Origin of the sequence: Chloracidobacterium validum (assembly GCF_018304825.1) — a bacterium.
GTDB classification, from domain to species: domain Bacteria; phylum Acidobacteriota; class Blastocatellia; order Chloracidobacteriales; family Chloracidobacteriaceae; genus Chloracidobacterium; species Chloracidobacterium validum.
Map to the genome: position 1 here is coordinate 36,530 of NZ_CP072648.1, position 23,179 is coordinate 59,708.

Consider the following 23,179-nt stretch of genomic DNA (forward strand, 5'->3'; position numbering starts at 1 on the left):
GGCTAGGCTGACAGCGTGGCATCCATCGGATTGGCGACGCTTTCCGTGTTGTCGGGGATGGGCAAACTCACGGTGAAGCTGGTGCCAACGCCAAGCTGACTATCAACCCGCACATCGCCGCCATGCGCGGCAACAATGCTTTTGACAATCGAAAGCCCCAACCCAACGCCAACGCCCATGCGGTGATTGCGGGATTGGCGATAGAGATCGAAGACATAGGGCAAGTCTTCGGGCGGGATGCCAATGCCGGTGTCGGTCACGCTCACTTCAATGAAGTCGCGTCCGATGTTGACGCCCGCACCATTGGTGACGGTCGCCGTGAGCATGACCGCTCCGTCCTTCGGCGTGAATTTGACCGCGTTTGTCAGCAGGTTGGTGAAGACCCGTAACAGCTTGCCGCGGTCAGCCGACAACCTGACTTGAGGAAGCGTCTCGGATGGCTGATAGCGAAGGATGACTCCTTTTCGCTCGGCTTCCGGGCGGACGCCATCCACGGCTTCCTGCAAGACTTCGGTGACGTCAAGCGGCGCGCGCTCAAGCACGATACCGGTTTCCTCGCTGCGATAGACCTCCTGGACTTCGCTGAGCAAGTTCAGGGCGCGTTCAAGGCTATTGCGCGCCACGCCGACCAAGTGGCGGGTCTCCTCATCGGGCTTCCCGATGGCTTCAAAGAGTTCCAGCGCGCTGTAAACGCATCCCAGGGGCGAGCGTAGATCATGAACGAGCATGGCCGCGAAGCGTGCCTTGAGGCGGTCTATCTCACGCAACTTGGCGTTGGCCTCGGAAATGTCGGCATTGAGCTTTTTGAGCTGGAGCGCAGCGGCCTTGCGTTCTTCGATGTCGCGTAGGCGAAACACGAGTTCGGTGACGGTATCTTCGCCCCAAATCGGCGCGACCCGTCCGGCACACCACCGTTGGTGCCCATCCGCGAACTGAAACTGCGCTTCAAAGGAAACGACCTGACCGGTGCTAACGACCTGCCGCATGGCTTCGCGCAAGCTGTTGGCGTCCACAACACGATCCAGCAGATTGTGGCCCAGGAGGTCTTGTTCCTGATAGCCTAAATCAGGATGGTTGAGGTAGGTCACATCCCCATCCAGGGTCGTGCAGATGAGGATGTCGGGCGCGTTTTCCACCAGCGTCCGAAAACGGGCTTCGCTTTCCGTGAGTTGCCGCCGCAAGCGATTCATGTCGGTCATATCTGTCGCTATGGTGGCAATGCATTGGCGCCCGCCAATCGTCAGCAGATTGGCCGACACCATCAGGTCACAGACACCACCAGCCCGGGTTTTGATTGTCAGGTCAAAACGCTGGGAGCCGGCGCCTTGTCGGAGCGACGCCATCACCAGCCGCGGCAAGGTTTGATCCAACCACAAATCAAGTTTCGCCAGCGAGCGTCCGACTGCCTCGGCTTGTGCGTAGCCGGTCAACTGCTCAAAAGCCACATTGACGGCGATGATCTTTCCCGTGCGTGCCTCAAAGATACACCCTGGCGATGGGGTGAGGTTGAAGAAGCACCGAAACTGTTCTTCGCTCTCGCGCAGCGCTTCCCCGGCGCGTTTATAGGCCGTGATGTCTTTTGCCAACCCAACCAACAGCACCGGCTGCTCCAACCGATCCCGAACCGGAAAGACGCTTTCCCGAACCCAGCGGATTTGCCCATCGGGTCGGCAAATGCGGTATTCAATATCCGAGCCAGCCGGGTTGAGGGCGGCCGCTTCCCAGCGTTCGCGGTCATCTGGATGAATGGCCGCCCGAAGCCGATGCGGTTCGTGGATCGCCACCAGCGGAGAAAATCCCCAGATGGACTCAAACTCCTGGTTGACGAACAATAACCGCTTCTCAGGCAACGTGGCTGCCCAGAAGGCATGGCGGACGTGGTTGACAATTTGTCGCAACAGTGCCGCTTCGCTGATGGAAGGCAGCGCCAGGCGTCCTGTTTCCACCTGATGATCGTCCGTGACCTGTGCTGGCTGTGATTCGGGAACGTGTAACATCGCCGAGTATCCCTTCCTTCCCACACCGGGAAGCCAGTGACCTAGGGGCAACCCCGGACGCTACCGCCGAAACCTGGATGGTTGCGGCCGGCCGGTGAACCTCCCACCTACCTAAGCGAAAAATTCAAGGCAGATGTGCCACGTTTTTGGCGAGAATCAACGTTGTGAGTGGTGACGCACGTCTTCGGCATCTGTTTTCAGCGTCTTGGGGGCGAGTCAACCCAAACCTTCAGCCAGGGCTTTCACCACCCACGGCACTTGGACTAACGTTTCGTCCCACGACAACTGATCGCTTCTCCCCCCGGCACACTGCGCTTGGGACATTCTGGCTATGGAAACACAGGGTCCACTGGTTCATCTTGTGGATGACGATGCCGTAATTCGCCAGCTTCTGGGTATGCTGCTGCGGGAGCAAGGCTTGGAGGTGGTTACCCACAGTGACGGTTTGACGGCGCTTGGCGCGGCGGCGCACCTTGAACCGGATATCGTCTTGCTGGACATCTCGATGCCCGGTATGGACGGCATCACGCTCTGCGGACGCCTGCGGCAGCTAGACGCTTACCGGCTCGTGCCCATCCTGATGCTGACTGGCATCAGCGATGAATCGGCGGTGGAGGCAGCGTTTGCGGCCGGCGCCACGGATTACATCCTCAAGCCGCCTAAACCGGTGGTTTTGAAGCATCGGGTGAGCTATCTGCTCCAGGCCTACCAAGCTGAACGGCAGCTTCAGGAAGCGGCGCGGCACATGCACGCCATCGTGCAGTATGCCAGTGATGCTATCCTGACGCTGGACAATGATTTGCGCATCCTCACGGCAAATCCGATGGCCAGACAGCTCATGGGTTCAGAGTGTATCGGACAGCGCATAACCACGTTGGTTGACAGCCAGTTGCCGCTCTCCGACCTGATCCCACGCCTGGTGAAAACCGGTGAGTCCATGACCGCAGACCTAGTTGGCGGAGACGGCCGCCGCCACCCGGTCGAACTGACTTGTAGTGAGTTCTACAGCCATCGAAAGCGACACCACACCCTGATTGTGCGGAACCTGGCCAATCGCGGACAGGTTGAGCAGGAGCTTGAGGGTGCCAAGCGGTTGCTCAATTCGGTTATCAATACGGTCGGTGAGCCGGTAGCCATCCTGTCCCCGGATGGGACGGTGGTGACGGTCAATACCGCCTGGCGGCGAACCGCCGACACGCAGGGCATGGCGGCCGGCGCCAACTACGGTATCGGAATGAACTATCTAGACCTGTGTGACCAGGCCGACCCTGAACGTTATCCAGAGGCGCATGCGCTGGCGCTGGGGATTCGCCAGGTCGCGCAGGGAGAGAAACGGGAGTTCAGTCTTGATTATCCCTGTCAAAGTCCAGACGCGCAGCGGTGGTTTCGGGCACACGTCCTGGCCGGTCCGTTGTCATCGGTCATGGTCATCCACGAGGACATCACGCCTCGCCACACCTCGGCTGGATTGCCGTTTATCACACCCCAGCGGTGGATGCGTTTTTTGAGTGGGCTGCCGCATGGTCTGGCCATGGTGGACGGTCGCGGTCGGATTATCTTTGCCAACAACTATTTGACGACACTTTTGGGAGAACCGATGCGCAAGCTCTACGGTCAGCGCGGTCGGCGCTACCTGAGTCACCAGGGCTGGTCTCAGTTTAAGACCGCCTGGCGCCAGCTTGGCCTCGGTAAACTGCCGGAGCCGGATACTGACCGCGTCGCGGTGTCAGACAAACAGGAGGTCTGGCTGCGGAAGCCGGACGGTTGTTTAGTGCTGACGCAGATGACCCTGGCCGTGTTCCAGGATGAGCCAGGGTTGGTTCTGCTGATTGAGGACTTGACCCCCCGGCAGACGCTTGACGAGGTGCGTCGCCGCCACAACGAAGAATGGTTGGCGACGGTGGATGCGCTACCCAATCTCATTTTGCTTGAGAGTACGGAAGGCAACATTCGCCGCTGCAACCACGCCGTGGCTGCCTTCCTCGGCCTGCCTTATCCGGCTATCATTCATCAGTCATCGGCAAAACTCTTCTTTGGTCAAGCAAGTGGGTCGCTGCTGAACTGTATTCAGGACGCATCGGCGTTTCAATTTCCGGGTGATAACCGGTGGTTTCAAATCAGTAGCTACTGGATCACACAGGAGCGCGGGATTGGAACGGGCTGGGTTCACGTCATTGACGACATTACTGCACGGCGATTGGTCGAGCAGGATACGGCCCGCTTGATCGCGGCGATTGAGCGGGTTGGGGAAGGCGTCGTAACGTTCAACCGGCGTGGGCGCATTATTTTCTGTAATCCGGCTTTTGAACACCTGACTGGGATTCAGAACTGGGAAGCCATCGGGCGCCGGCTCAGTCGGTTGGGGTTGGGTCCGGTGGAGCGGACGACGCGCCGGGAAATCCTCCGCTGTTTGGCGCGGGGACAGGATTGGCGTGGCCAATACCTCGCGCGGCGCCGGGATGGCAGCACCTACTACGAGGAAGCGACGGTGTCGCCGGTTCACGACGCCTCTGGCGCCATGGGCGATGTCGTCATGGTTTGTCGTGACGTAACCGAACAGCGGCGTTACGAAGCCATTGCCGAGGCGGTCAATGTGACCGAAAACGCCGGTTACATCTTTTCGGCCATTCGCCATGAAATGGGGAATCCGATCAACTCCATCAAAACAGCGCTGACTGTGCTGCGGCGAACTGAGCAGCCTTCCCCAAGCGCGGTGACAACCTGTGTTGACCGCTGTTTATCCGAGATCGGGCGGGTGGAATACCTGCTGCGCACGCTGCGTTCATTTAGTTTGCATGAGACGCCAGAACTCAAGGCGCAGCCGCTCGTTCCATTTTTGGAGCGATTTTGCGCGCTGATTGCCGACGGACTGGCGGCGCGCCAAATTGCTTTGGAGCGGGCTTTCGAGGCCAACCTTGGGCTGGCCTGGTTTGACGAACGGGCACTTCATCAAGCACTGATGAATCTCATTTCAAACGCAATTGACGCTTTGGCTACTACCGCCAGCCCGCGTATCGTCATCACGGCGAAACAGCAGCGGCAACTCGTTGTCCTCACGGTGTATGACAACGGCGTGGGGATTGACACGGAAAAGCAGAAGCACCTGTTCCGTCCCTTCTACACGTCCAAACCACAGGGCACCGGACTCGGCCTGGTGATTACGCAGAGGTTGATCTCAAAGATGAAGGGCACGGTTGAACTTCAGCCACATCCCGCCGGTGGGTGTGAAGCGATTGTCACCCTCGAAGCCGCCGCCGGGAGCAAGCACCCATTTGGATATGTTATCGAGTGAGTCACGATGACGTTAGACCCTCAGATGAGATTGCTCATCGTGGACGATGAGCCGTTGTTTCGTGAGTCTTTGGGGGAGGATTTGGCGCGGGATGGCGCGTCCGTTGTCACGGTCGGCACGGTGGCGGACGCCTGTGCCGCTATCCAGCGCGCTCCGTTTGACATCATCCTGCTCGATCAGCGACTTCCCGACGGGGATGGCCTTGCCATTGTGCCGGTGGCGCTGGACGCCAACGATGCCGTCAAGGTGTTGTTGATGACGGCCTTTCCGAGCTATGACCATGCCGTTCAAGCCCTGCGCGTCGGTGTCCACGATTACTTGTCGAAGCCCGTGGACGTGGCGGAAGTGCGCCATGCGGTCAACCAGCTCTATCACACGGCCAAGCTGGAACGAATTGCGGAAGTGCATCGCCTCACCGTCAGTCATGACGAGGCCACCGCGCTGTTTATCGGTCAGAGTGGGCGCGCCCAGGCAATTCAGGGATTGATCCGCCGCGCCCAGGGAACGATGGCGAACGTCCTGATTACCGGCGAGACCGGATCGGGCAAAACGCTGGTCGCAAAAGCCATCCACTATGGTTCGCCTCTGTCCCAACGGCCCTTCATAAGCGTCAACTGCGCGGCGCTGCCTGAGACGCTGGTCGAAGCAGAACTGTTTGGCGTGGAGAAAGGGGCCTACACGGGCGCGGTGCCGCGCCGTGGGTTGCTGGAGCTGGCGGAAGGCGGAACCCTCTTTCTGGACGAAATCGCCGAAATGCCCGTGGCCATGCAAGCCAAGCTGCTGGCCGTCATCGAGGAGCGAAAAGTCCGGCGCTTGGGCGGTGAGCAGGACCGATTCGTAAACGTGCGGTTTCTGGCCGCAACGAACCTCTTGCTCCAGGATGCTTTGGCGAACGGGAAGTTTCGTCGCGATCTATTTTACCGGCTCAATGTGCTGACAATTGACCTTCCGCCACTGCGCGAGCGGCGGGATGACATTCCACGCCTGTGCGAGCACTTCATCCGGGAACTCGCGCCCGGCCGCCGTGTCCAGGTGGCCGCGGCGGATTTGCCGGCATTGATGCAGTATGATTTTCCGGGGAATGTCCGGGAGCTGCGCAATATCCTGGAGCGGGCGCTCATTCTCGAAGACGGCCCGTGGCTGCATCCCTCTCGGCTGCTTGAAGCCAGCGCTGCGGCAGCTCCGGCCGCCGAGCCGATCCGGGACGCAACCGCTACCCATCTGAACCCACTGGAAACGGTCATGCGCGAGCATATCTTGGCAGCTTACACGCAATGTGGTGAGAATTTGACCCGAACGGCGCAGGCGTTGGGGCTATCGCTTTCTACCTTGCGGCGGAAACTGGTTGCGTATGGGCGGCTCTCACGCAATGCCTCGCTGGGCGCTCCCGGCGGCGACTGAAAACCAAGACTGAAAACCAAGACTGAAAACCAACGCCGAACCTCGCTGTGCCAGCAGGGGAGCCGGTGCTGCGTGGCCAAGGCAACTTTCGGTTTGGGATGCCATATGCTTTGCTGGCGCTACATCCTGCTATGAACTTGTAAGGCCATGAAAAAGATTTTCATTACGGGCGCGAGTGGTTTCGTTGGGCAGCACCTGTTACCCGCGCTCAAGCTCGAAGGTTATGAGATCGTCGCGTTGTCACGGAAAGTCCGTGATACCTCAAGTGGCGTACGCTGGGTGTTGGGTGATCCGTTAGAGGCGGACGACTGGCAACGGGAAGTGGACGGGGCCTACGGAATCGTCCACTTGGCAGGCGAACCAATCGTGGGCAAGCGTTGGACCCCTGAGCAGAAGAAACTCCTTCGCGACAGTCGCGTGGTCACGACCCAAAATCTGGTCAACGCCATTGCTCAGGCCAAGCAAAAACCGGCTGTGCTCGTCTCCGCTTCGGCGATTGGATTGTATCCAAAAAACCAGGAAACCGAGTTGGATGAAACGACCCGCCCGGCAGATGACTTTCTAGGAAAGCTCTGCCAGGAATGGGAAGATGCCGCCAAGGTGGCCGAGGTGCATGGCGTACGGACGGTGCTGCTGCGGATCGGCGTCGTGCTCGGTCGGGATGGCGGCGCGCTGGCGCGCATGCTTCCGATCTTCAAGCTTGGCCTGGGGGGACCGCTCGGCAGCGGTAACCAGTGGTTTTCCTGGATTCATGTGGCGGACGTGGTTGGGTTGATCCGCTGGGCATTGGCGTCGGAGAGCGCGCAGGGGCCGGTCAATGCAGTTGCGCCCAACCCGGTGCGAATGCGCGACTTCGCGGCCACGCTGGGAAAAGTTCTCAACCGCCCGGCGTTTCTTCCGGCGCCATCTTTTGCGCTCAACCTCATGCTTGGCGAGTCAGCCCAGGTCGTGCTGGACGGGCAGCGCGCTCTGCCGCGCGCAGCTCTCCGTCAGGGCTACAGTTTTCGTTTTCCCAACGTGGAAGACGCTTTGCGCGACGTGACCTGACCTGGTGGTTTAGCCGGGAGGTTTAGTGGCGTATGACGCTCGCTCAACTTCCCACTGGGGTTCCGCTTGAGCGGGGCAGCGCTGAAGAATGACAACGGTGATGTCATCGGACTGCTCGGTGTCGCCCATGTGTCGTTTGACATCCGAGATGATGGCTTCGCACAGGGGGTGCGCACCGCGCTTGGCATGGTTGTCAATGACCGAAGCCAGCGCGTCGTAGCCATAGGCATCGCCATGTTCATTCAGGGCTTCAACGACACCGTCGCTGGTGATGACGAGGCACGCCTGGCCTTCAAGGCACAGATTGGCCTGGGACTCATCATAGGTAGTGCGCTGCATGCTACCGAGCGGCAGTCCGCCGATCTCGATAAACGCCACCGAGGACTCGCCGGTGGGGGGCCTGGCTTGCCAGTGAGCCAAGACTGGAAGGCCGGCATTGGCCACGGTGAGGCGGCCGGTCCGTGGATCAAGTTGAGCGTAGGTTGCTGCCACAAACATTCGGACGCGCTTCATGTCTGGATAGAGCAGTTCGTTGAGCCGGTTGAGCATGGCCGCGCAACCAAGCTCATCCTCTTCCGCCTCGCTGCGGAAGGTCGTGGTTGCCACGGCGGTAAAGAGCGCACCGGGCACACTCTTGCCGGAGACATCTCCTACGAAGATGCCCAACTTGCCATCGGGCGCGGTAAAGAAATCGTAGAAATCACCCCCAACTTCACGCGCTGGCAAGCTCTGAACGGCGATGTCCCAACCTTCCAGGTGGGGAATCCTGGTTGGAAGGAACGCGGCCTGAATGCGAGCCGCCAAAACGAGCTGCTGGGCATGCCGCTGTTCTTCCACGACCCGGTCGAGCAGCGTCGGCTGGTTGTCTTGTTTGTTTTCGGGTGGTCGCCGTGTGAAAACGACCGCACCGAAGGGGAGCAGAACCAGTAGCGTTGGAAGCCAGGGGGATAGTCCGAGCGCCGGAAGGGTGGCTGCCGTAACGGCCCAGCTTGTCGTTTGATAGGTCCAGATTGCGCAGAGCGTGGTCCACAGGCCAAAGCGCTCAAACGTCGCAACCAGCACGGCGGTCAGCAACGCATGCCGCCCCAGCAGCCAAGGCGTACTGAGTGAGAGCGGCATAACTTGCGAAAATACATCGCTCCAGCCAATGGTTCCCAGCAGTGCGACTGTCACCAACGCCAACCGCGGGGGGAACCGCAGCCAATCCACGAGCACAACCCACGAGAAACCCACCAGCACCAGGCCCAGGTCAAAGGTATTGCGCACCAGCGTACCAACCAACAGGGTGCTGGGAGACCAAGTGTCAAGCAGCAAATAAAAGCTGTCAGCGGCCTGCTCCATCGCCGCGTTTGGTCTGACCGTGAGCCAGTGAAACAAGCCGGTCAACCCCAGTAACGCCCACCCAATGCCGCCACCCACCAGCCCTCGCTCCAGCGCCGTGGTGTAGGCAACCCGCCGGAAGAGCAGGATTGACCGGAAGACCTCTGCATATGGACGCTTGGTTTCATATTCAATATGGAGAAGCGCCGCGCAGACGGTCCAGGTGACAGCCATCGTGGCGAACAGGGTCAGCACGCTGGATACGGCATAGCCCCCTAGCGCAATCACGAAAAAACCTGGTTCTTGCATCATGGCTAGCCGGAGCGGGTTGCTATCGGCAGCGGGGTTCTCAAACATTGTTTTGCTGACGGCATACGGCAGTGCCGGAATGAGCATCAGCACAGAACCAAGCCCAACGAGCAGGGCGCATACGGCTGGCGCGCGCCAGAGGATGACGTGGCGGCGCGAAACTTTCAGCAAGTACAGGGCCGCCGCCGCCAGGAGCGCCAGCCAAAGTGGCAGTCCGAGAAAGGGTAAGATGACGGACGAAAGGGTAAACGGGCGTGTCCAGCTATCATTGGTTGGCTGGACGCGGTGCTGAAAGTACCAAACCGTTTCCCCGCGCAAGCGAACAGTAACGACGCGCGTTAGTTCTGGCAGTTCTGGCACGGGCTGCTGCCAGCGCACTTCCGTTTCGGGCTGGTTGGGGAGTCGTTCCACCTGGGGTGCTCCCAGCCCGGCTAAGCTAGTCCCACTACTGCTATCGAGAAACGCCCGCGCCACCTGAATTGCTATATCAGGCGGGAGGGCGTTGTCGTCCGCAGGTGGAACCTCCCCATTGAGGTAGCTAATCAGTTCACCCTGGCGCGACAATCCAATTCGCGCTGCCAAGCTACCGTTCGAGCGAAACCAAGCTACATATTCCACCACAACTGGAAGGTGTAACTGGCGGGCCAGCCGCTCAAGATGCACACTGTCGTGATTCTGGCGGATGAGAGCAAATGCCGGTTGATCAAACTGGATAAAGCTGAGCGTCAGCCCGTCGGGTGGCGGCTGTCCGGCTTGACGGGTGAGCACATCCGCGGCCAGGCGTGCGTTTGTTGAACGATCAAGCCCATCCAGGAGTGCCAATGCTGGCAGGGATTGGCTGTTGAGGACAAGACCCAGGACCAGTCCGGTGAGCGCGGCAATCGCAATGGCAACAGCGGACGGAAATGGTAGCCGGCTGGTTGGAACAAGCATCCGCGAGCTACTTTCAACTGTCTGTCAGTAGGAATGCAGCGCGCAGAAGCGACAAGCGATGTGAAGACCTGCCGCTTCCGCAGTGGCTGGTGAGCTGTTCGTGGCTGTTCAGGATGACTTTTTCTTGGTTGACTTCGTGGGTTTCGGCTTCGTCACGGCGACACTGGAGGCCGCGCGTGGCGGCACGGTTTCAGCGGCTGGCTTAGCCGTCACCGATTTCTTGCGAGGCTGCTTCGGCTGAATGGGAGCGCCCGTGGTTGCCGCCTCTGGCAAGGGAGCCACCGCCGTGACCGGCTCTGGCGCGCTATCTTCAGCCACCAGCACGTTGGTATCCAGTTTGGCTTCTGATTTTTTACGCCTGGTAGCCGATTTTTTGGATGAACTTTTTGCCGCGCCCGCCGCCGGTTGTTCGGCAACCGCCGGCAGGGTCACGGCTGGGATAGCCTCCTCCGCCATCGCGCTCTCGCTGATGGCCGCGTTCATTTTCTGGCGGCGTTTGATTTCTTCCTGGATAAGCTTTTCGAGAACCTCATTCTCCGCCCGAAACCAGTCATCTGCCATGTGCTGCGGCGTGCTGTAGCCACGCTCCAGTGAAATCTGGTGCGCCCGGCGGCGAATGGCATCCATAACCGCCCGATCTTGCATCAATGACTGACGGACTTGCTTTGTATCAATCATTTCCGTGCTAGGTTCCTCCGTACGCTTCCTAAATTTGCGCGCCCGGCAGTGAAATCTGAAAACCTGGGCAATAACCGACGCACAGGCGTGGCAAGGAGCGTGAAAGTGAAGGTCGTCCGGGTTCCCAAACGCACAGTCTGGAGATTTGCTTGGACGACGGATGGGAAAGACACTAGCATGCGGTGTGCCTTTTTGAAAACCCTGCACTAGCTTGGCTATGCTCGGCGCAAGCCTTGTTTGGTGAGCACTTTCCATTTGGAACGATTGTGGTTCACAACGTTATGGCTGACCATGTGCCATCCATCCTCATCGTGGACGATGAGTTGAGCATGCGTGAGTTGCTCGACCATGTGTTTCGCCGCGCCGGCTACCGGACGTTTGTTGCCGAAAATGGCGCGCAGGCCCTGGAGGCGTTGCGGGGAGCGGTCTTCGATATCGTGCTTTCGGATGTCAAGATGCCACGCCTTTCGGGCACCGAACTCTTGCACGAATGCCGTCAACTATCGCCGGACACGGTGGTGATTTTGATGACGGCCCACGGGACGGTGGAACAGGCCCGCGAAGCCTTCAAGTTGGGGGCGGACGATTTCATCCAAAAGCCGTTCGATATTGATGAACTCAAGCTCATCGTCAAAAACGCTTTTGAGAAGAGTCTCTTGCGCCGGGAGGTGGCGCTGCTCAAGCGCGAGCTGGGTGACCGGACGCGCTTGGAGAACATCATTGGGCGGAGCCGTCCAATGCAGGAAGTCTTTCAACTCATTCAAACCATTGCCGGCACCAACAGCACGGTGCTGATTACCGGCGAGTCTGGCACCGGAAAAGAACTGGTTGCGCGTGGCATCCATGCCTGTAGCCCGCGCGCCGACCGTCCGTTTGTCTCCATCAATTGCGGCGCGTTCACCGAAACGCTGCTTGAGTCAGAACTGTTTGGTTACATGAAGGGCGCGTTCACCGGGGCGGCGACCAACAAGAAAGGGCTGTTCGAGGCGGCTAGCGGTGGGACGCTCTTTTTGGATGAAATTGGGGAAATGAGCCTCGGCATGCAGGTCAAGCTGTTGCGCGCGCTCCAGGAACGCTCGATTCGCCGTGTCGGCGGCACGGAAGAAATCCCGGTGGATGTCCGGGTCGTGGCGGCAACCAATCGTGATTTGTCCCAAATGGTTGAAGACGGCACATTTCGCAAGGACTTGTACTTTCGGGTCAACGTCATTCCGATTACGGTTCCGCCGCTCCGTGAGCGGCGGGAGGACATCCGCGACCTGGCCTTGTATTTTCTCAAGAAGTACGGGCAGAACCGAGTCCCCCCGATTACAGGCATTGCGGAAGCTGCGCTGAAGCACCTGGAAAACTACTCGTTTCCAGGCAATGTCCGCGAACTGGAAAACCTGATTGAACGGGCCGTTGCACTTGAGCCAACCCATGAAGTCCAACCTGAACGCCTGCCCGAGAGTGTGCTGCGCTACGATCCGGCGCGGGCGGCTTCAGCCTTCGATCTGCCGGAGCAGGGTATTCATCTCGAAAACTTCCTCATGGAGGTTGAGAAGTCCTATATTTTGCAATCGCTGCGCCGAACCCGTGGCAATCAGACCAAGGCGGCGGAACTGCTCAATATGTCGGTCCGAAGCCTGCGCCACCTGCTGGATAAGCACAAGATTCGCCAAACGGCGAGCATGTTTCGTGAGAGCAGCCCGGCCCGTACTGGCGACAGCTCAGAAGCGCCCTAGTCGCCTTTCCGACTGAAGTCCTGAACTACGCCCTACTCCGTCCCGAAGGTGCAAGATGGACTTCGGGAACGGTTGGTCAATCCCGCCCCACGGAGGGCGTGCCGGCGACGTTTCCGGTGGCTTGGCTTTACAGCCCGCTGGCCGGTTTGGGTAGGCTCTAAACAACCATCACCTTACCCCCCAACTTGGCACAAGCATGAAAAAAGTCATCATTGCGGGCGGCGGTCTGGCCGGACTGGCGGCAGCCTATGACTTGACCCAGGCTGGGTGCGCGGTCGAACTCTTTGAAGCGCGCCCGGTTCTCGGCGGGAAGGTATCGGCCTGGAAAGACGCGGACGGAGATTGGATCGAATCCGGGCTGCACGTGTTTTTTGGCTGCTACGAAGAGCTGTTCAAACTGATGCGCGCCGTCGGAGCCGACGCTCACCTGCGCTGGAAAGCTCCGGTTTGTCACTTTACGCTACCGGGTGGTGTGACCTACGACATCGTTTCCTGGCGCGGGTTGCCTTTTCCGCTGCATTTGTTGCCCAACCTAGTGACGGCTAGCCAGTTTTCCTTCAGTGAAAAATTGGCCTATGGAAAAGCCCTGCTGCCGGTGCTGTTCGGAGACAGCCGCTATGCCGATGCGCAGGACGAAATGAGCTACGCCGACTGGCACCGTCAACGGGGCGTTGGCGACAATCTGCTGGGCGGCATGCTCTTGCCGCAAACCTTGGCGCTGAAGTTTCTTCCGCCGGAAGAGCTGTCGGCCCAGGTGGTGCTCAATGTGTTTCGCCTTTTTCTCCGCCGGGACGATGGCTTTCAGGTGGCTTTCCTGGAAGGTTCGCCCGAAGAATGCCTCACGCAACCACTTGTGCGGGCGATTGTGGCGGCTGGCGGGCGCGTTCACACCGGATGCAAGGTCACGCGGATCGAGCTTGACCAAGCCGGACACGTGCGCGGCTTCGTCGTCGGTGAGTCGCTGCGCACGGCGGATGCTTACTTGTGTGCGCTGCCGGTTCACCAGATGAACCGGCTCATCCCTGAAGCGTGGCGGGCGCAGTACCCATACTTCGAGCACTTGCGAGCCTTTGCGGGGGTTCCAGTGATGAACGTCCAGCTTTGGCTCGATGGTCGCCTGACAGAGCGTGACAACCTGTTGTTTGGTGGGGCTGGGATCACGCCCGTGTACGCCGACATGCGCGTGACCACCCCGCGCTATGCGCCAGCCAGCGGCAACACCATGCTCGAAGCCGTGGTTGCGCCGGCGCGCAATCTAATGGGGTTGAGCGACCAGGCCGTGGTGGATACGGTCTGGGAGCGCATGACTTCGTATTACCCAACCATCGCACCCCGGCTCAAGGTTGTGAAGTCTTCGGTGGTACGGATTCCGCAGTCGGTGTATCACCCTAAGCCTGGCCTAGAGCGTTACCGTCCGACACAAGCTTCGCCGGTGCGGAACTTTTTTCTCGCCGGTGGCTTCACCCGTGGCCACCGTTTCTTCGACAGCATGGAGGGCGCGACCGCCAGCGGAAGGCTGGCGGCCAAGGCGATTTTGGAGCGATTCAACCAAACGACATCCCCACCCCCCGGCGCTAACTGAAGCGGAGTGCGCGCCGGGCATCCGCCGGCGATGGGGAGTGCCGGCCTGCACGCCGAGCGACGGGAGGCACGGCCGGGGAACCTATTCCGACGCGCCCTTGGCCTTGGCGCCGGTGTCCGCTGACGGCGTGACACGGTGTGGCATCAAAATCGCGCGCAGTTCCTGCTCGAGCCGCTCGCAGAGGGCCTGGTTCGTCGCCAGGGCTTGCTTGGCGTTTTCGCGGCCTTGTCCCAGGCGCTCGCCCCCTTTGATTGAGAACCAGGCGCCGCTCTTCTCGATGAGCTTGTGCTCCACGCCAAGGTCGAGCAGGTCGCCAATCCGGGAAATCCCCTTCCCATAAATGATGTCAAACTCAACTTCCTTGAAGGGGGGAGCGAGTTTGTTTTTCGCAATCTTGGCTTTGGTTCGACTGCCGATGACCTCTTCGCCATCCTTGATGGAAGCCGTGCGGCGGATGTCGATGCGGACGGAGGCGTAAAATTTGAGCGCCCGCCCGCCAGTCGTCGTTTCGGGCGATCCCCACATGACGCCAATTTTTTCGCGGATTTGATTGATGAAAATCAGGCAGGTGTTGGTGCGGTTGGCCACCGCCGTCAACTTGCGCAGGGCCTGCGACATCAGGCGGGCCTGGAGTCCGGGGAGGGAGTCGCCCATATCGCCGTCAAGCTCTGCCTTGGGGACGAGGGCAGCAACCGAGTCCACCACCACCAAATCGAAAGCCGTCGAACGAACCAAGGCTTCGGCAATTTCAAGCGCCTGCTCGCCGCTATCCGGCTGGGAGACGAAAAGGTTTTCAATATCCACGCCCAGCTTGGCGGCATAGCTGGGGTCAAGCGCATGTTCGGCGTCAATGAAGGCCACCTGTCCGCCGGTGCGCTGCGCTTCGGCAACGACGTGCAGCGCGAGCGTCGTTTTGCCGCCCGACTCCGGCCCGTAAATCTCGACGATGCGACCCCGCGGCATGCCGCCAATGCCAATGGCCGCGTCAAGGCTGAGGCAGGTTGTTGAAATTGCCGGGACTTCAAGGGCCTGGCGCTCCCCAAGGCGCATGATGACGCCCTTGCCAAATTGTTTTTCGAGTCCGGCAATAGCGGCATCAATGGCTTTGTTGCGTTCCTGTCGTTCGTCAGTCATAGGTGATGTTCAGCTCGCGGGAAAACGGACGTGGGGAAGGTAAAGTTTGCCAAATGGCACTGAAAATGGACTTTGAACCTTACCTGCTTGGAACTAGATTGAAAAGAGCGACCCGATACGCGCCGGTGCGAACGTGGTTGGCGTCGGGATCAGGTTCGTTCGGACCTGGTCATTGGACATAAGTTGGACATAAAACGAAGGCTTTTCGGCTTCCCAGGAGGTCACATGGCGGCTCCCACCAACCCGCTTTTATCCGCAATGGTTCGTCCTGAAGCGCAGTCCCGTGGGCTGTGCCCCGCGCTGGCAATGTATTTGTCTTGTGTCAACTGTCCCTTTGTCGCCGCTTGTCCGTACAAAACCCGGCTGGGCGATTTTGGGCAAGAAGCCGCAGCGCACGAGCAGCACGAGCGTGACCGGGCGCGCCAGCTCATGGCGGTCTTGCTTGATGAACAGGCAGGGGATGCCCAGCGTCAAGCCGTTGCAGATGAAGTCGTGGGTTGGCTTGAGTCGGATGTGGGGCTGGCGGCTCAGGTGCGTGGGGAGTTGGCCATCGCCCTCGGCGACTATGGCGACGCGCGCGCCTTTGAGCCACTCGTGGCGACGTTGGGCGACTTACGACTGAGCGAAAATCAATCCACGCTGCGTGAGGACGCCGCCCTCGCGCTGGGCGAGTTGAATGACACACGCGCGCGCCTACCGCTGATTCAGTCGCTTTCAGATTGGCGTCCTGGCGTGCGCTTTGCCTGTGCCGCCGCCCTCGGCAAGCTAGGCGACCCAGAAGCCATCCCGGCTTTGCAGTCCGCGCGTCAGGTGCGCATCGGCGACGACTTTGGACAGCTCAATGAACAAGTTCACGAGATGTGTCTCTATGCCCTGGCGTTGCTGGGTGATGCGGACGCGCGTGAGCCGCTGGAGCGCTTGCTAACGGCCGAGCGGCGGGTGGCGCTGTCTCGCGCCGAGATCGTTTTTGCTTTGGGCGAGCTAGGGAACTGCGCCAGCTTGCCGACCTTGGAGGCCTTATACGCCGACGACATTGGCGAGGGTCTGCGAAGCTATACGGCGGTCGCGCTGGGGCGGCTTGGTCGAGATGTACGGGACACCCTGTTTGCGCTCCTGACGGCGGTTGATGAAGGGCTGGCCTTTGAAGCCGCGCGGGCTTTGGCTGCGCTGGGCGACGAGGCGGCCATTGAGCCACTTGTCTTGCGGGGGCTAACCTCGCGGCAGGGGTATGTGCGTCGCCTATCCGTTGCGGCGCTGCTTCCCTTCGCACACCGGCCGACGGTGCGGGCAGCACTCGAAGCCTACATAGACCATGAACCAGTCGCCACACTGCGTGAGCGAACGGCCCGGATGGCCGCCAAAGCCCTACACTAAAGAGCCCTAAACTAATCGGCTGCGGCTTGCCCCCGGATTGGCGGTTTTTCCCAGTTAGCGAGGACGCCGTTCCACGGCGGAATGGTCAGTGACACGCGACCTTCGCAGACTGCCTTACACCCGAGGCGAATGAGCGGGTGTTGTGTTCCATCATACGGGTAGCCGATTTTTTCCAGGCGAGAGACTTCAAACGGGGTAATCGCGTTCAGGTTTTCGGCGCCACTGAGAATACCGATCCAGCATGTACCGCAAGCCCCCGTCTGGCACTCAACCGGAATGGGTCCGGTAACGCAGCGCGCGTCTTTTTCCTTGAACGATGCAGCATTCGGCATCTGCGCCGCCGCCATCGTGAGCGGTTGACCGTGGAGCGCCCGGAACGCCGCTGCCGGGTCATTTTCGTCGAAGCGAATCGTATAGATTTGGTTGATGTCGCTGCGGAGCAGCATGTCCCACAGCGAACGCGGCTCTGGGCGACGGCGTTCGGCGACGACGGCATCGGGTTCGACCGGAGAGGCCGCCGTGCGTGGCGCGGGCTGGCGAAAGACTTCAAGCCCAACCTGCTGGAGCGTCGCGTAGGCAACGGCCGTAATGGCCAGCGTCAGGCTGGAATCGGCCCCTGTCCGGCGCGCCGCCTGGCGAATGTGATTTTCCAGCGTGGTGCGCGGTGGAGTTTTCAAGTCTGTCCAGACGGCTTTCTGCGCCTGCGGCCAAAACCGGTGGCCGTAGAAAAACCGATGTGAGGTGTGCAGGTGCTCGCTGAGCCGATACCGGCCGTTGAGGAGACAGTCCCGGCGCGCGCGTGCTTCATCTTCGGCCAGCATGTGAAACAGCTTGACGGGGTAAAAAGCAAACCACACCCGCAGGGCGTTGCGATCAACTTCGTGAACATCTGGCGTCAGGTTGGCGACAATGGCGGCCCAGTCCTGGTCGTTGTGTGAGCGTAAAAATTCGATAAACTGCTGCGCAGGGTCTGACATGATGGCGTCATCCAAGAAAAACTAAGCGGCGCTCGGCAAAAGGTGTTGCCAGCCAAATTGGCTATCTTAGCCAGTTTGGTGTGGATGTGTCCACTGGGTGAGGTGTTTGGTGTGCGGGCGTTACGATTGACCGACGGCGTTCTCCAGGTTGCCGACGTGCCTTGCCCGAGCGCGGCGGATGAGGCGCTTGTGCGCGTTGAGTATGCCGGTATCTGCGCCACCGATGCCGCCATCCTGAATGGCTACGCGAACTTTTCCGGCACGCTGGGCCATGAGTTCGTTGGGGTTGTGGAAACTGCGCCGGACGCCGGCTGGGTCGGCCGCCGGGTCGTCGCCGACATCAACGTGGGATGCGGCGCTTGTTGCGCGTGCGCTGCGGGCAACGCGCGCCACTGCCCCAGGCGAACGGTCCTGGGTATTCGCGACCGCGATGGCGCGTTTGCCGAGTTTGTGACCGTGCCGGCCGCCAATCTCTACGCCGTACCGGAAAGCATTTCTCCCCTCGCCGCGGTCTTTACCGAACCACTGGCCGCGGCCTGCCGGATTCTGGAGCAGGTTGCCATACCGCCTGGGTCGCTCATCGGGGTTCTTGGGGATGGAAAGCTTGGGCAACTCATCGCGCAGGTGCTCCGGGCGCATGGCTTGTCGGTCAGGCTGGTCGGACGCCATGCCGGCAAGCTTCGCATTGCTGAAAAGCTTGGTCTTCAGGTGCAAACTGCCGATGCCCTGAAGACTGCAACGCACCGCTTTGACGTGGTCGTTGAGGCAACCGGTCGCGCGGACGGCTTTGCCGATGCGTTGCGGCTGGTGCGTCCGCAGGGGACGGTTGTTTTGAAGACCACGGGCCGCGAGGCTTGGCCGCTGCCCTCGGCGGCTGTGGTTGTGCCCGAAGTCACGCTGATTGGGTCGCGGTGCGGCAATATGGCGGCGGCGCTCCAGTTGCTTGCCGAGCAGAAGGTCAACCCCTTGGTGCTGATTGAGGCGGTCTATGACCTTGCCGACGGGTTGCGCGCGGTTGAGCACGCCAGGCGGCCGGGCGCGCTCAAGGTTCTCCTGCGCATGGCTTCGGCCGCCGTGTCTGAAGACTGACCGGCAAGGCTACCAGCAGCCGGCGTATTGGTAAGAGACAAGTATCCAGGTCAGCCCGCCGTCATAGGACACGTAAATGGCCCAATCGTAGTCCGTGCAACCGCCGCCGCCACCCCCAACGAGTTCTTCGTGGCATAAGTAGGTGGAACGTTCCACCTCCGCGCCTTGTCCGTCGTAACCATCCTGTCCGTGCTCACCGGGATGACCATGACTTGGTGATGTCGGGCACCCTGGGCCGCCGCCCCCGTCACCATTGGGGCACGAAGGGGAATCGCTGCCCACCCCGCCGTTGCCTGGCTGCCCAGACTGGCCGGCCTGTCCAGGTTGACCGCCAACCCCGCCTCTTCCACCTCGCCCCCCATTGGCTTGGAGGGTGACTTCGACCAGCCGATTTGATGGGTAAGTAACATAGATTGGCTTGGCATCGCCGCCATGACCGCCATCACCCCCATTGCCGCCGTTACCACCGTTACCGCCGCACCCGCCTCGCCCACCGTTTCCACCATGCCCACCATACCCGAAGAGGCAGTGGCAGGCCAGCCCGCGTCCACCTTGTCCTCCGTTACCGCCTCTGCCACCCGAACCACCAGTCCCACCAAACCCACCTGGTCCCCCGTCGCCACCATTGGCGCGGATTTCAAAAAGCCCACGCTGGTCACAGGCAATGTTGTAGAAAAAAACTCCATCATTCGTTTCACATAAGGCGTCCCCACCGTGTTGCCCAGGTTGCCCATTCCCACCGTGAGAACCATCGGCGCCATTCGTGCCGTCCTGGCCATCCTGGCCATGGGGATTTTTTGTGCAGTCGCCATCTTTTCCCGGTCGTCCATCGGTTCCAGGCTGACCTGGAATTCCAGGCGTACCAGCCGCTCCGGGTGCGCCAGCCTGTCCGCTACAGTCAATCACCTGCCCCAATTGAGTATCCCCTTGCGTGTGTTGGATTTGCTCCTCTTGCCAATCTTTGTAACCGCGCCCGCTTGCATCAAACACCACACGCCCTGTCTGAGCTTCTGTGAAACGAATGGCTTCCGCGTTGAACAGGTAAAACGGGCGGTATATGCGAACGGTCCATTCCTTTCCTTCCACCACGATACTGCGCGCAATGAGGACGGTTTCATCGTTGACCCTGACACGCGCTGGCACAATGATGGTATCGGCAACGTAAATCCCGCTGACTTGATGGCCCAGCCGTACCGTCGCCCTGAAGTGCGGAGTTGCTTCTAGTTCCGGCTTGAGGATTCGATACCAAAGGTCTGGCTGCAGGAGTAGGTAAGGTTTTGATGTGATGCCCTGTTGTTGCAGTTGGGCGGCTATCTTTTGAAAGGAAACAGCTTGATGGGCGCGCACGAGTTGCGGATTCGCAATTGGATATTTGGGTTTTTCAAACTGAGCAACCTCGACCGGACTGGGCGCTATCGCTTGCTCACCGTGACGACGTAGGACGGCCATCTGTTTGAGGTTGCGGGGAAGGTGGGCAATTGGTGGCGTGGTCGGTGCATGTGCTGCTTGCCCGATAGCCAGACCGGGTGTGAGGCACAACATGAGCGCAAGGCTTGAGAGCAAGGTCTGGCGCACACAGGATGGCGTGACGGATGACGGCATAACATGTCTCCTGTGAGAATGTTGTTGATATACAGTAAATTAGCCAAAAAAAACTTTTGTCAAGCCTGAGCTTGGTGAGATGAAAACGGCCATGCGCTCAAGATGCGTCTCAGCGTGCGTCCACTGGCTAGCAGCAACCTCCCGGCACACAGCCGCCGGCCATACCTACTCCAAACCGCGCTGTCCAGGCGCGAAACGCCGTCGGCTTTAGGCTCTGGATTGAAACTATCGGCACGTCGTGCTTTGGCGTGTTCAGTGGTGGGGGCAACCCAGGGTGGGCAGGTTGGGAGTTTCCAGACCCGCCCGCGGATGACGACCCGGTCGCGCAAGGTTGCTACAGAACACGAGGTTGATTCTCCAGTTTTGCGCGGCAAGCCTGTGATGAAGTGCGTCATCGGCCGCATCCGTAGTTGACGCCAGGGGTTGATTTCTGGTAACTCGTAGCCACGTTTCAATTTGTATGTTCACTTGTTCCAGGTCGAGTTCCATCGGTTCGTGCCGCGACCGGCTGCGCCACAGCGGTCGAGCTGAGTTTCCTGAAAGGTGCTGACATGTCGCGTACTTCCCTTCGCTTGGCGTCTGTTCTTTCCATGACAGGTCTGGCGCTGACAGCTCTGGTTACGGTTGGCGGTTTTGCTGAGGCGCAGAATCCAGCCGAAACGACGGTTCCGCGCTCGGTGATGTCAGAGGCAATGCGCGTATGCGCTGGTTACATTGGCGCGGAAGTTCCTGAGGACCTGCAAATCGTTGGAAGCGAGAAAGAAGCCTATGTGCGCGAATTCTCGCAGGGCGACTTGGTGTATATCAATCGTGGACGCGATGCCAACCTGCAAACCGGGGCGGAGTACCAAATTATTCGTAACATTGGTCCGGTGCGGGATTTGCAGGACCGCCAGCGCGTTTTGGGCACGCTCGTGCAGGAATTAGGCGTGTTGCGTATCACAGAGGTGCGTGACACCTCATCCACGGGTGAGATTACGCTGATTTGCACCGGCACGGTCAACTTGGGTGACGTGCTCATTCCTTATGAGCGGCGTCCGATTCCAAAGGTGCGCACCTATCGGCCCCTCTCGGTTGTTGGCGCTCCGACGGGCCGGGCAACCGGGCAAATCCTGGCTTCACAAATGTCTCGTGAGCAGCTCGTGCGAAATGATGTCGTTTACGTCAACATCGGCGCCGACAACGGCATCAAGGTTGGCGACTATCTGACCGTCTATCGCCCCTTGGCCAGTGACCCCGTTTCCCGTTTTCGGGATGACCGGGTTGGACAACGACGCAGCAATGGCTTTCCTAGCGACCGCTTTCGGACACGCGACAACTCGTCCATTGCTTCTTCTAACAAAGGCTATCCGCAAGTGGCTGAGCGTACGCCACGCAGTGAGTTGCCCCGCACGCTCGTTGGGGAAATCATTATCATTCGCACGGAAGCCAACACGGCAGTTGGGGTGTTGACCCGTACGACTCGTGAAGCCGTGATTGGGGACCGGGTCGAACTACAGTGATGGCGAATGACAGTGATGACTTGGGGGCGCGTCCCAAGTCGGCCCGGCCATGACCGCTGACCTTGCCGCTTGGGCGGAGGTTGATCTCCAGCGGCTCGAGCGCAACTACCGGTGGCTTCGGCAACGGGCTGGTGTTCCGGTCATGGCGATGGTCAAAGCCAATGCCTATGGCCATGGGCTGCTCCCGGTTGCGACATACCTGCAAAATGTGGCCGATGCCGATTGGTTTGGCGTTGCCACGCCGGCTGAGGGCGCTGCGTTGCGTGATGGCGGCATCACACGTCCGATCCTGGTTATCGGTGGATTTTGGTTTGGGCAAGAAGCCGAAGTTGTTCACGGCGATTTAGCTACAACCCTGCCTGACCCCAGTTACGTCGCCGCCCTGGAACGCGCCGCTGCCGCACACGATCGCGTTGTGTCGGTTCACCTTGAGGTTGACACCGGAATTGGTCGCTTAGGGCTTTCTGAGGAGCAACTGCTGGACACGCTCGCTATCCTCAAAACATGTCGCCACATCCGCCTCGATGGCCTCATGACCCACTTTGCTTCAGCCGATGCACCGGAGCATGCCGAGTTCACCCACGACCAGATGCGTCGCTATGCCCGCGCACTCCAGCAAGTGCAAGCGGCCGGATTCACCCCCCGCTATACGCATCTGGCAAACAGCGCGGGCTTGCACGCCTTTCTACCGGACGCGGCCGGCAACTTGGTTCGGATTGGGGGACTCCTTTACGGCATTGCGGGTGATGCGCTCTCACCGGCGTTTCCGCCGCCGCCGGTTCAGCCGGTGCTGTCATTGCATGCGCGGATTCTCGGTTTGAAGACCGTACCGGCCGGCACCCCGTTGGGCTATGGTTGCACGTTCATCACCGCGCGGCGCACGCGCGTGGCAACGGTGCCACTGGGTTATGGCGATGGGTTGCACCGGATACAGTCCAACCGCGGATGGGCGCTGGTGCGCGGGTGCAAAGTCCCGATGCTTGGGCGCGTGAGCATGGATGTCACCATGCTGGATGTGACCGACGTGCCGGACGTCGCGCTCGGCGACATCGCCACCTTCATTGGCGCACAGGGCGAGGCTTCGATTTCGGCTGAGGACTATGCGGCCATCATGGACACCATCGCGCTGGAAGCCACGACCGCGCTCACGGCCCGGGTGCCCCGCCGCTACCGATCTTGACCGGACAGACCGTATCGGGCAGGCTGGCTCGCGAACGG

At 60.1% G+C, this 23,179-nt stretch carries 15 protein-coding genes; 9 read left to right on the forward strand and 6 right to left on the reverse strand.

Features of this window, described 5'->3' with window-relative positions; genetic code table 11:
• Positions 1 to 2: 2 nt before the first annotated feature.
• Entirely contained in the window at positions 3 to 1,997 is a 1,995-nt protein-coding gene (locus J8C06_RS00155; protein ID WP_211428792.1) for a sensor histidine kinase, read from the reverse strand.
• Positions 1,998 to 2,328: 331 nt separating this feature from the next.
• Here J8C06_RS00155 and J8C06_RS00160 point away from each other — a divergent pair, with 331 nt between their 5' ends.
• The 3 genes from J8C06_RS00160 (at position 2,329) to J8C06_RS00170 (ending at position 7,737) form a co-directional block, all read left to right on the forward strand.
• Positions 2,329 to 5,289 carry a hybrid sensor histidine kinase/response regulator gene (locus J8C06_RS00160; RefSeq protein WP_211428793.1) on the forward strand — a complete coding sequence of 987 codons (2,961 nt, stop codon included), beginning with the start codon at positions 2,329 to 2,331 and terminating at the stop codon, positions 5,287 to 5,289.
• Positions 5,290 to 5,295: 6 nt separating this feature from the next.
• A complete protein-coding gene (locus J8C06_RS00165; RefSeq protein ID WP_211428794.1) occupies positions 5,296 to 6,690 on the forward strand; it encodes a sigma-54-dependent transcriptional regulator in 1,395 nt (464 codons plus the stop codon).
• Between the two features lie 147 nt (positions 6,691 to 6,837).
• Complete coding sequence (locus J8C06_RS00170; RefSeq protein WP_211428795.1) at positions 6,838 to 7,737, forward strand: TIGR01777 family oxidoreductase; 900 nt, start codon at positions 6,838 to 6,840, stop codon at positions 7,735 to 7,737.
• Between the two features lie 9 nt (positions 7,738 to 7,746).
• On the opposite strand, the gene J8C06_RS00175 is transcribed toward J8C06_RS00170, so the two are convergent.
• Positions 7,747 to 10,299 (reverse strand): PP2C family protein-serine/threonine phosphatase, encoded by a 2,553-nt coding sequence (locus J8C06_RS00175; protein ID WP_211428796.1) that lies wholly within the window; start codon positions 10,297 to 10,299, stop codon positions 7,747 to 7,749.
• Between the two features lie 108 nt (positions 10,300 to 10,407).
• On the reverse strand, positions 10,408 to 10,977 hold the full coding sequence (locus tag J8C06_RS00180; protein ID WP_211428797.1) for a hypothetical protein: 570 nt from the start codon (positions 10,975 to 10,977) through the stop codon (positions 10,408 to 10,410).
• Between the two features lie 281 nt (positions 10,978 to 11,258).
• Between J8C06_RS00180 and J8C06_RS00185 the strand changes: the two genes are divergently transcribed.
• On the forward strand, positions 11,259 to 12,701 hold the full coding sequence (locus tag J8C06_RS00185; protein ID WP_211428798.1) for a sigma-54-dependent transcriptional regulator: 1,443 nt from the start codon (positions 11,259 to 11,261) through the stop codon (positions 12,699 to 12,701).
• Positions 12,702 to 12,897: 196 nt separating this feature from the next.
• The gene (locus J8C06_RS00190; RefSeq protein ID WP_211428799.1) at positions 12,898 to 14,283 is read left to right on the forward strand and encodes an FAD-dependent oxidoreductase; all 1,386 of its coding nucleotides are present in this window, start codon (positions 12,898 to 12,900) and stop codon (positions 14,281 to 14,283) included.
• 81 nt (positions 14,284 to 14,364) lie between these two features.
• On the opposite strand, the gene recA is transcribed toward J8C06_RS00190, so the two are convergent.
• Positions 14,365 to 15,417, reverse strand: a complete 1,053-nt coding sequence (gene recA, locus J8C06_RS00195) for a recombinase RecA (protein WP_211428800.1) — start codon at positions 15,415 to 15,417, stop codon at positions 14,365 to 14,367.
• A 225-nt stretch (positions 15,418 to 15,642) separates the two neighbouring features.
• On the opposite strand from recA, the gene J8C06_RS00200 reads away from it, so the two are divergent.
• A complete protein-coding gene (locus tag J8C06_RS00200) occupies positions 15,643 to 16,791 on the forward strand; it encodes a HEAT repeat domain-containing protein (RefSeq protein WP_211428801.1) in 1,149 nt (382 codons plus the stop codon).
• Between the two features lie 11 nt (positions 16,792 to 16,802).
• Here the strand turns inward: J8C06_RS00200 and J8C06_RS00205 are convergent, their stop codons facing one another.
• Positions 16,803 to 17,768 carry a hypothetical protein gene (locus J8C06_RS00205; protein ID WP_211428802.1) on the reverse strand — a complete coding sequence of 322 codons (966 nt, stop codon included), beginning with the start codon at positions 17,766 to 17,768 and terminating at the stop codon, positions 16,803 to 16,805.
• A gap of 57 nt (positions 17,769 to 17,825) precedes the next feature.
• Here J8C06_RS00205 and J8C06_RS00210 point away from each other — a divergent pair, with 57 nt between their 5' ends.
• Positions 17,826 to 18,857: an MDR/zinc-dependent alcohol dehydrogenase-like family protein gene (locus tag J8C06_RS00210; RefSeq protein ID WP_246602043.1), complete on the forward strand. Its 1,032-nt coding sequence runs from the start codon at positions 17,826 to 17,828 to the stop codon at positions 18,855 to 18,857.
• Positions 18,858 to 18,866: 9 nt separating this feature from the next.
• Here the strand turns inward: J8C06_RS00210 and J8C06_RS15270 are convergent, their stop codons facing one another.
• Entirely contained in the window at positions 18,867 to 20,459 is a 1,593-nt protein-coding gene (locus J8C06_RS15270; protein WP_281423828.1) for a hypothetical protein, read from the reverse strand.
• Positions 20,460 to 21,010: 551 nt separating this feature from the next.
• On the opposite strand from J8C06_RS15270, the gene J8C06_RS00220 reads away from it, so the two are divergent.
• Entirely contained in the window at positions 21,011 to 21,961 is a 951-nt protein-coding gene (locus J8C06_RS00220) for a hypothetical protein (protein ID WP_211428803.1), read from the forward strand.
• Between the two features lie 49 nt (positions 21,962 to 22,010).
• Complete coding sequence (alr, locus tag J8C06_RS00225) at positions 22,011 to 23,141, forward strand: alanine racemase (protein ID WP_211428804.1); 1,131 nt, start codon at positions 22,011 to 22,013, stop codon at positions 23,139 to 23,141.
• Positions 23,142 to 23,179 lie beyond the last annotated feature (38 nt).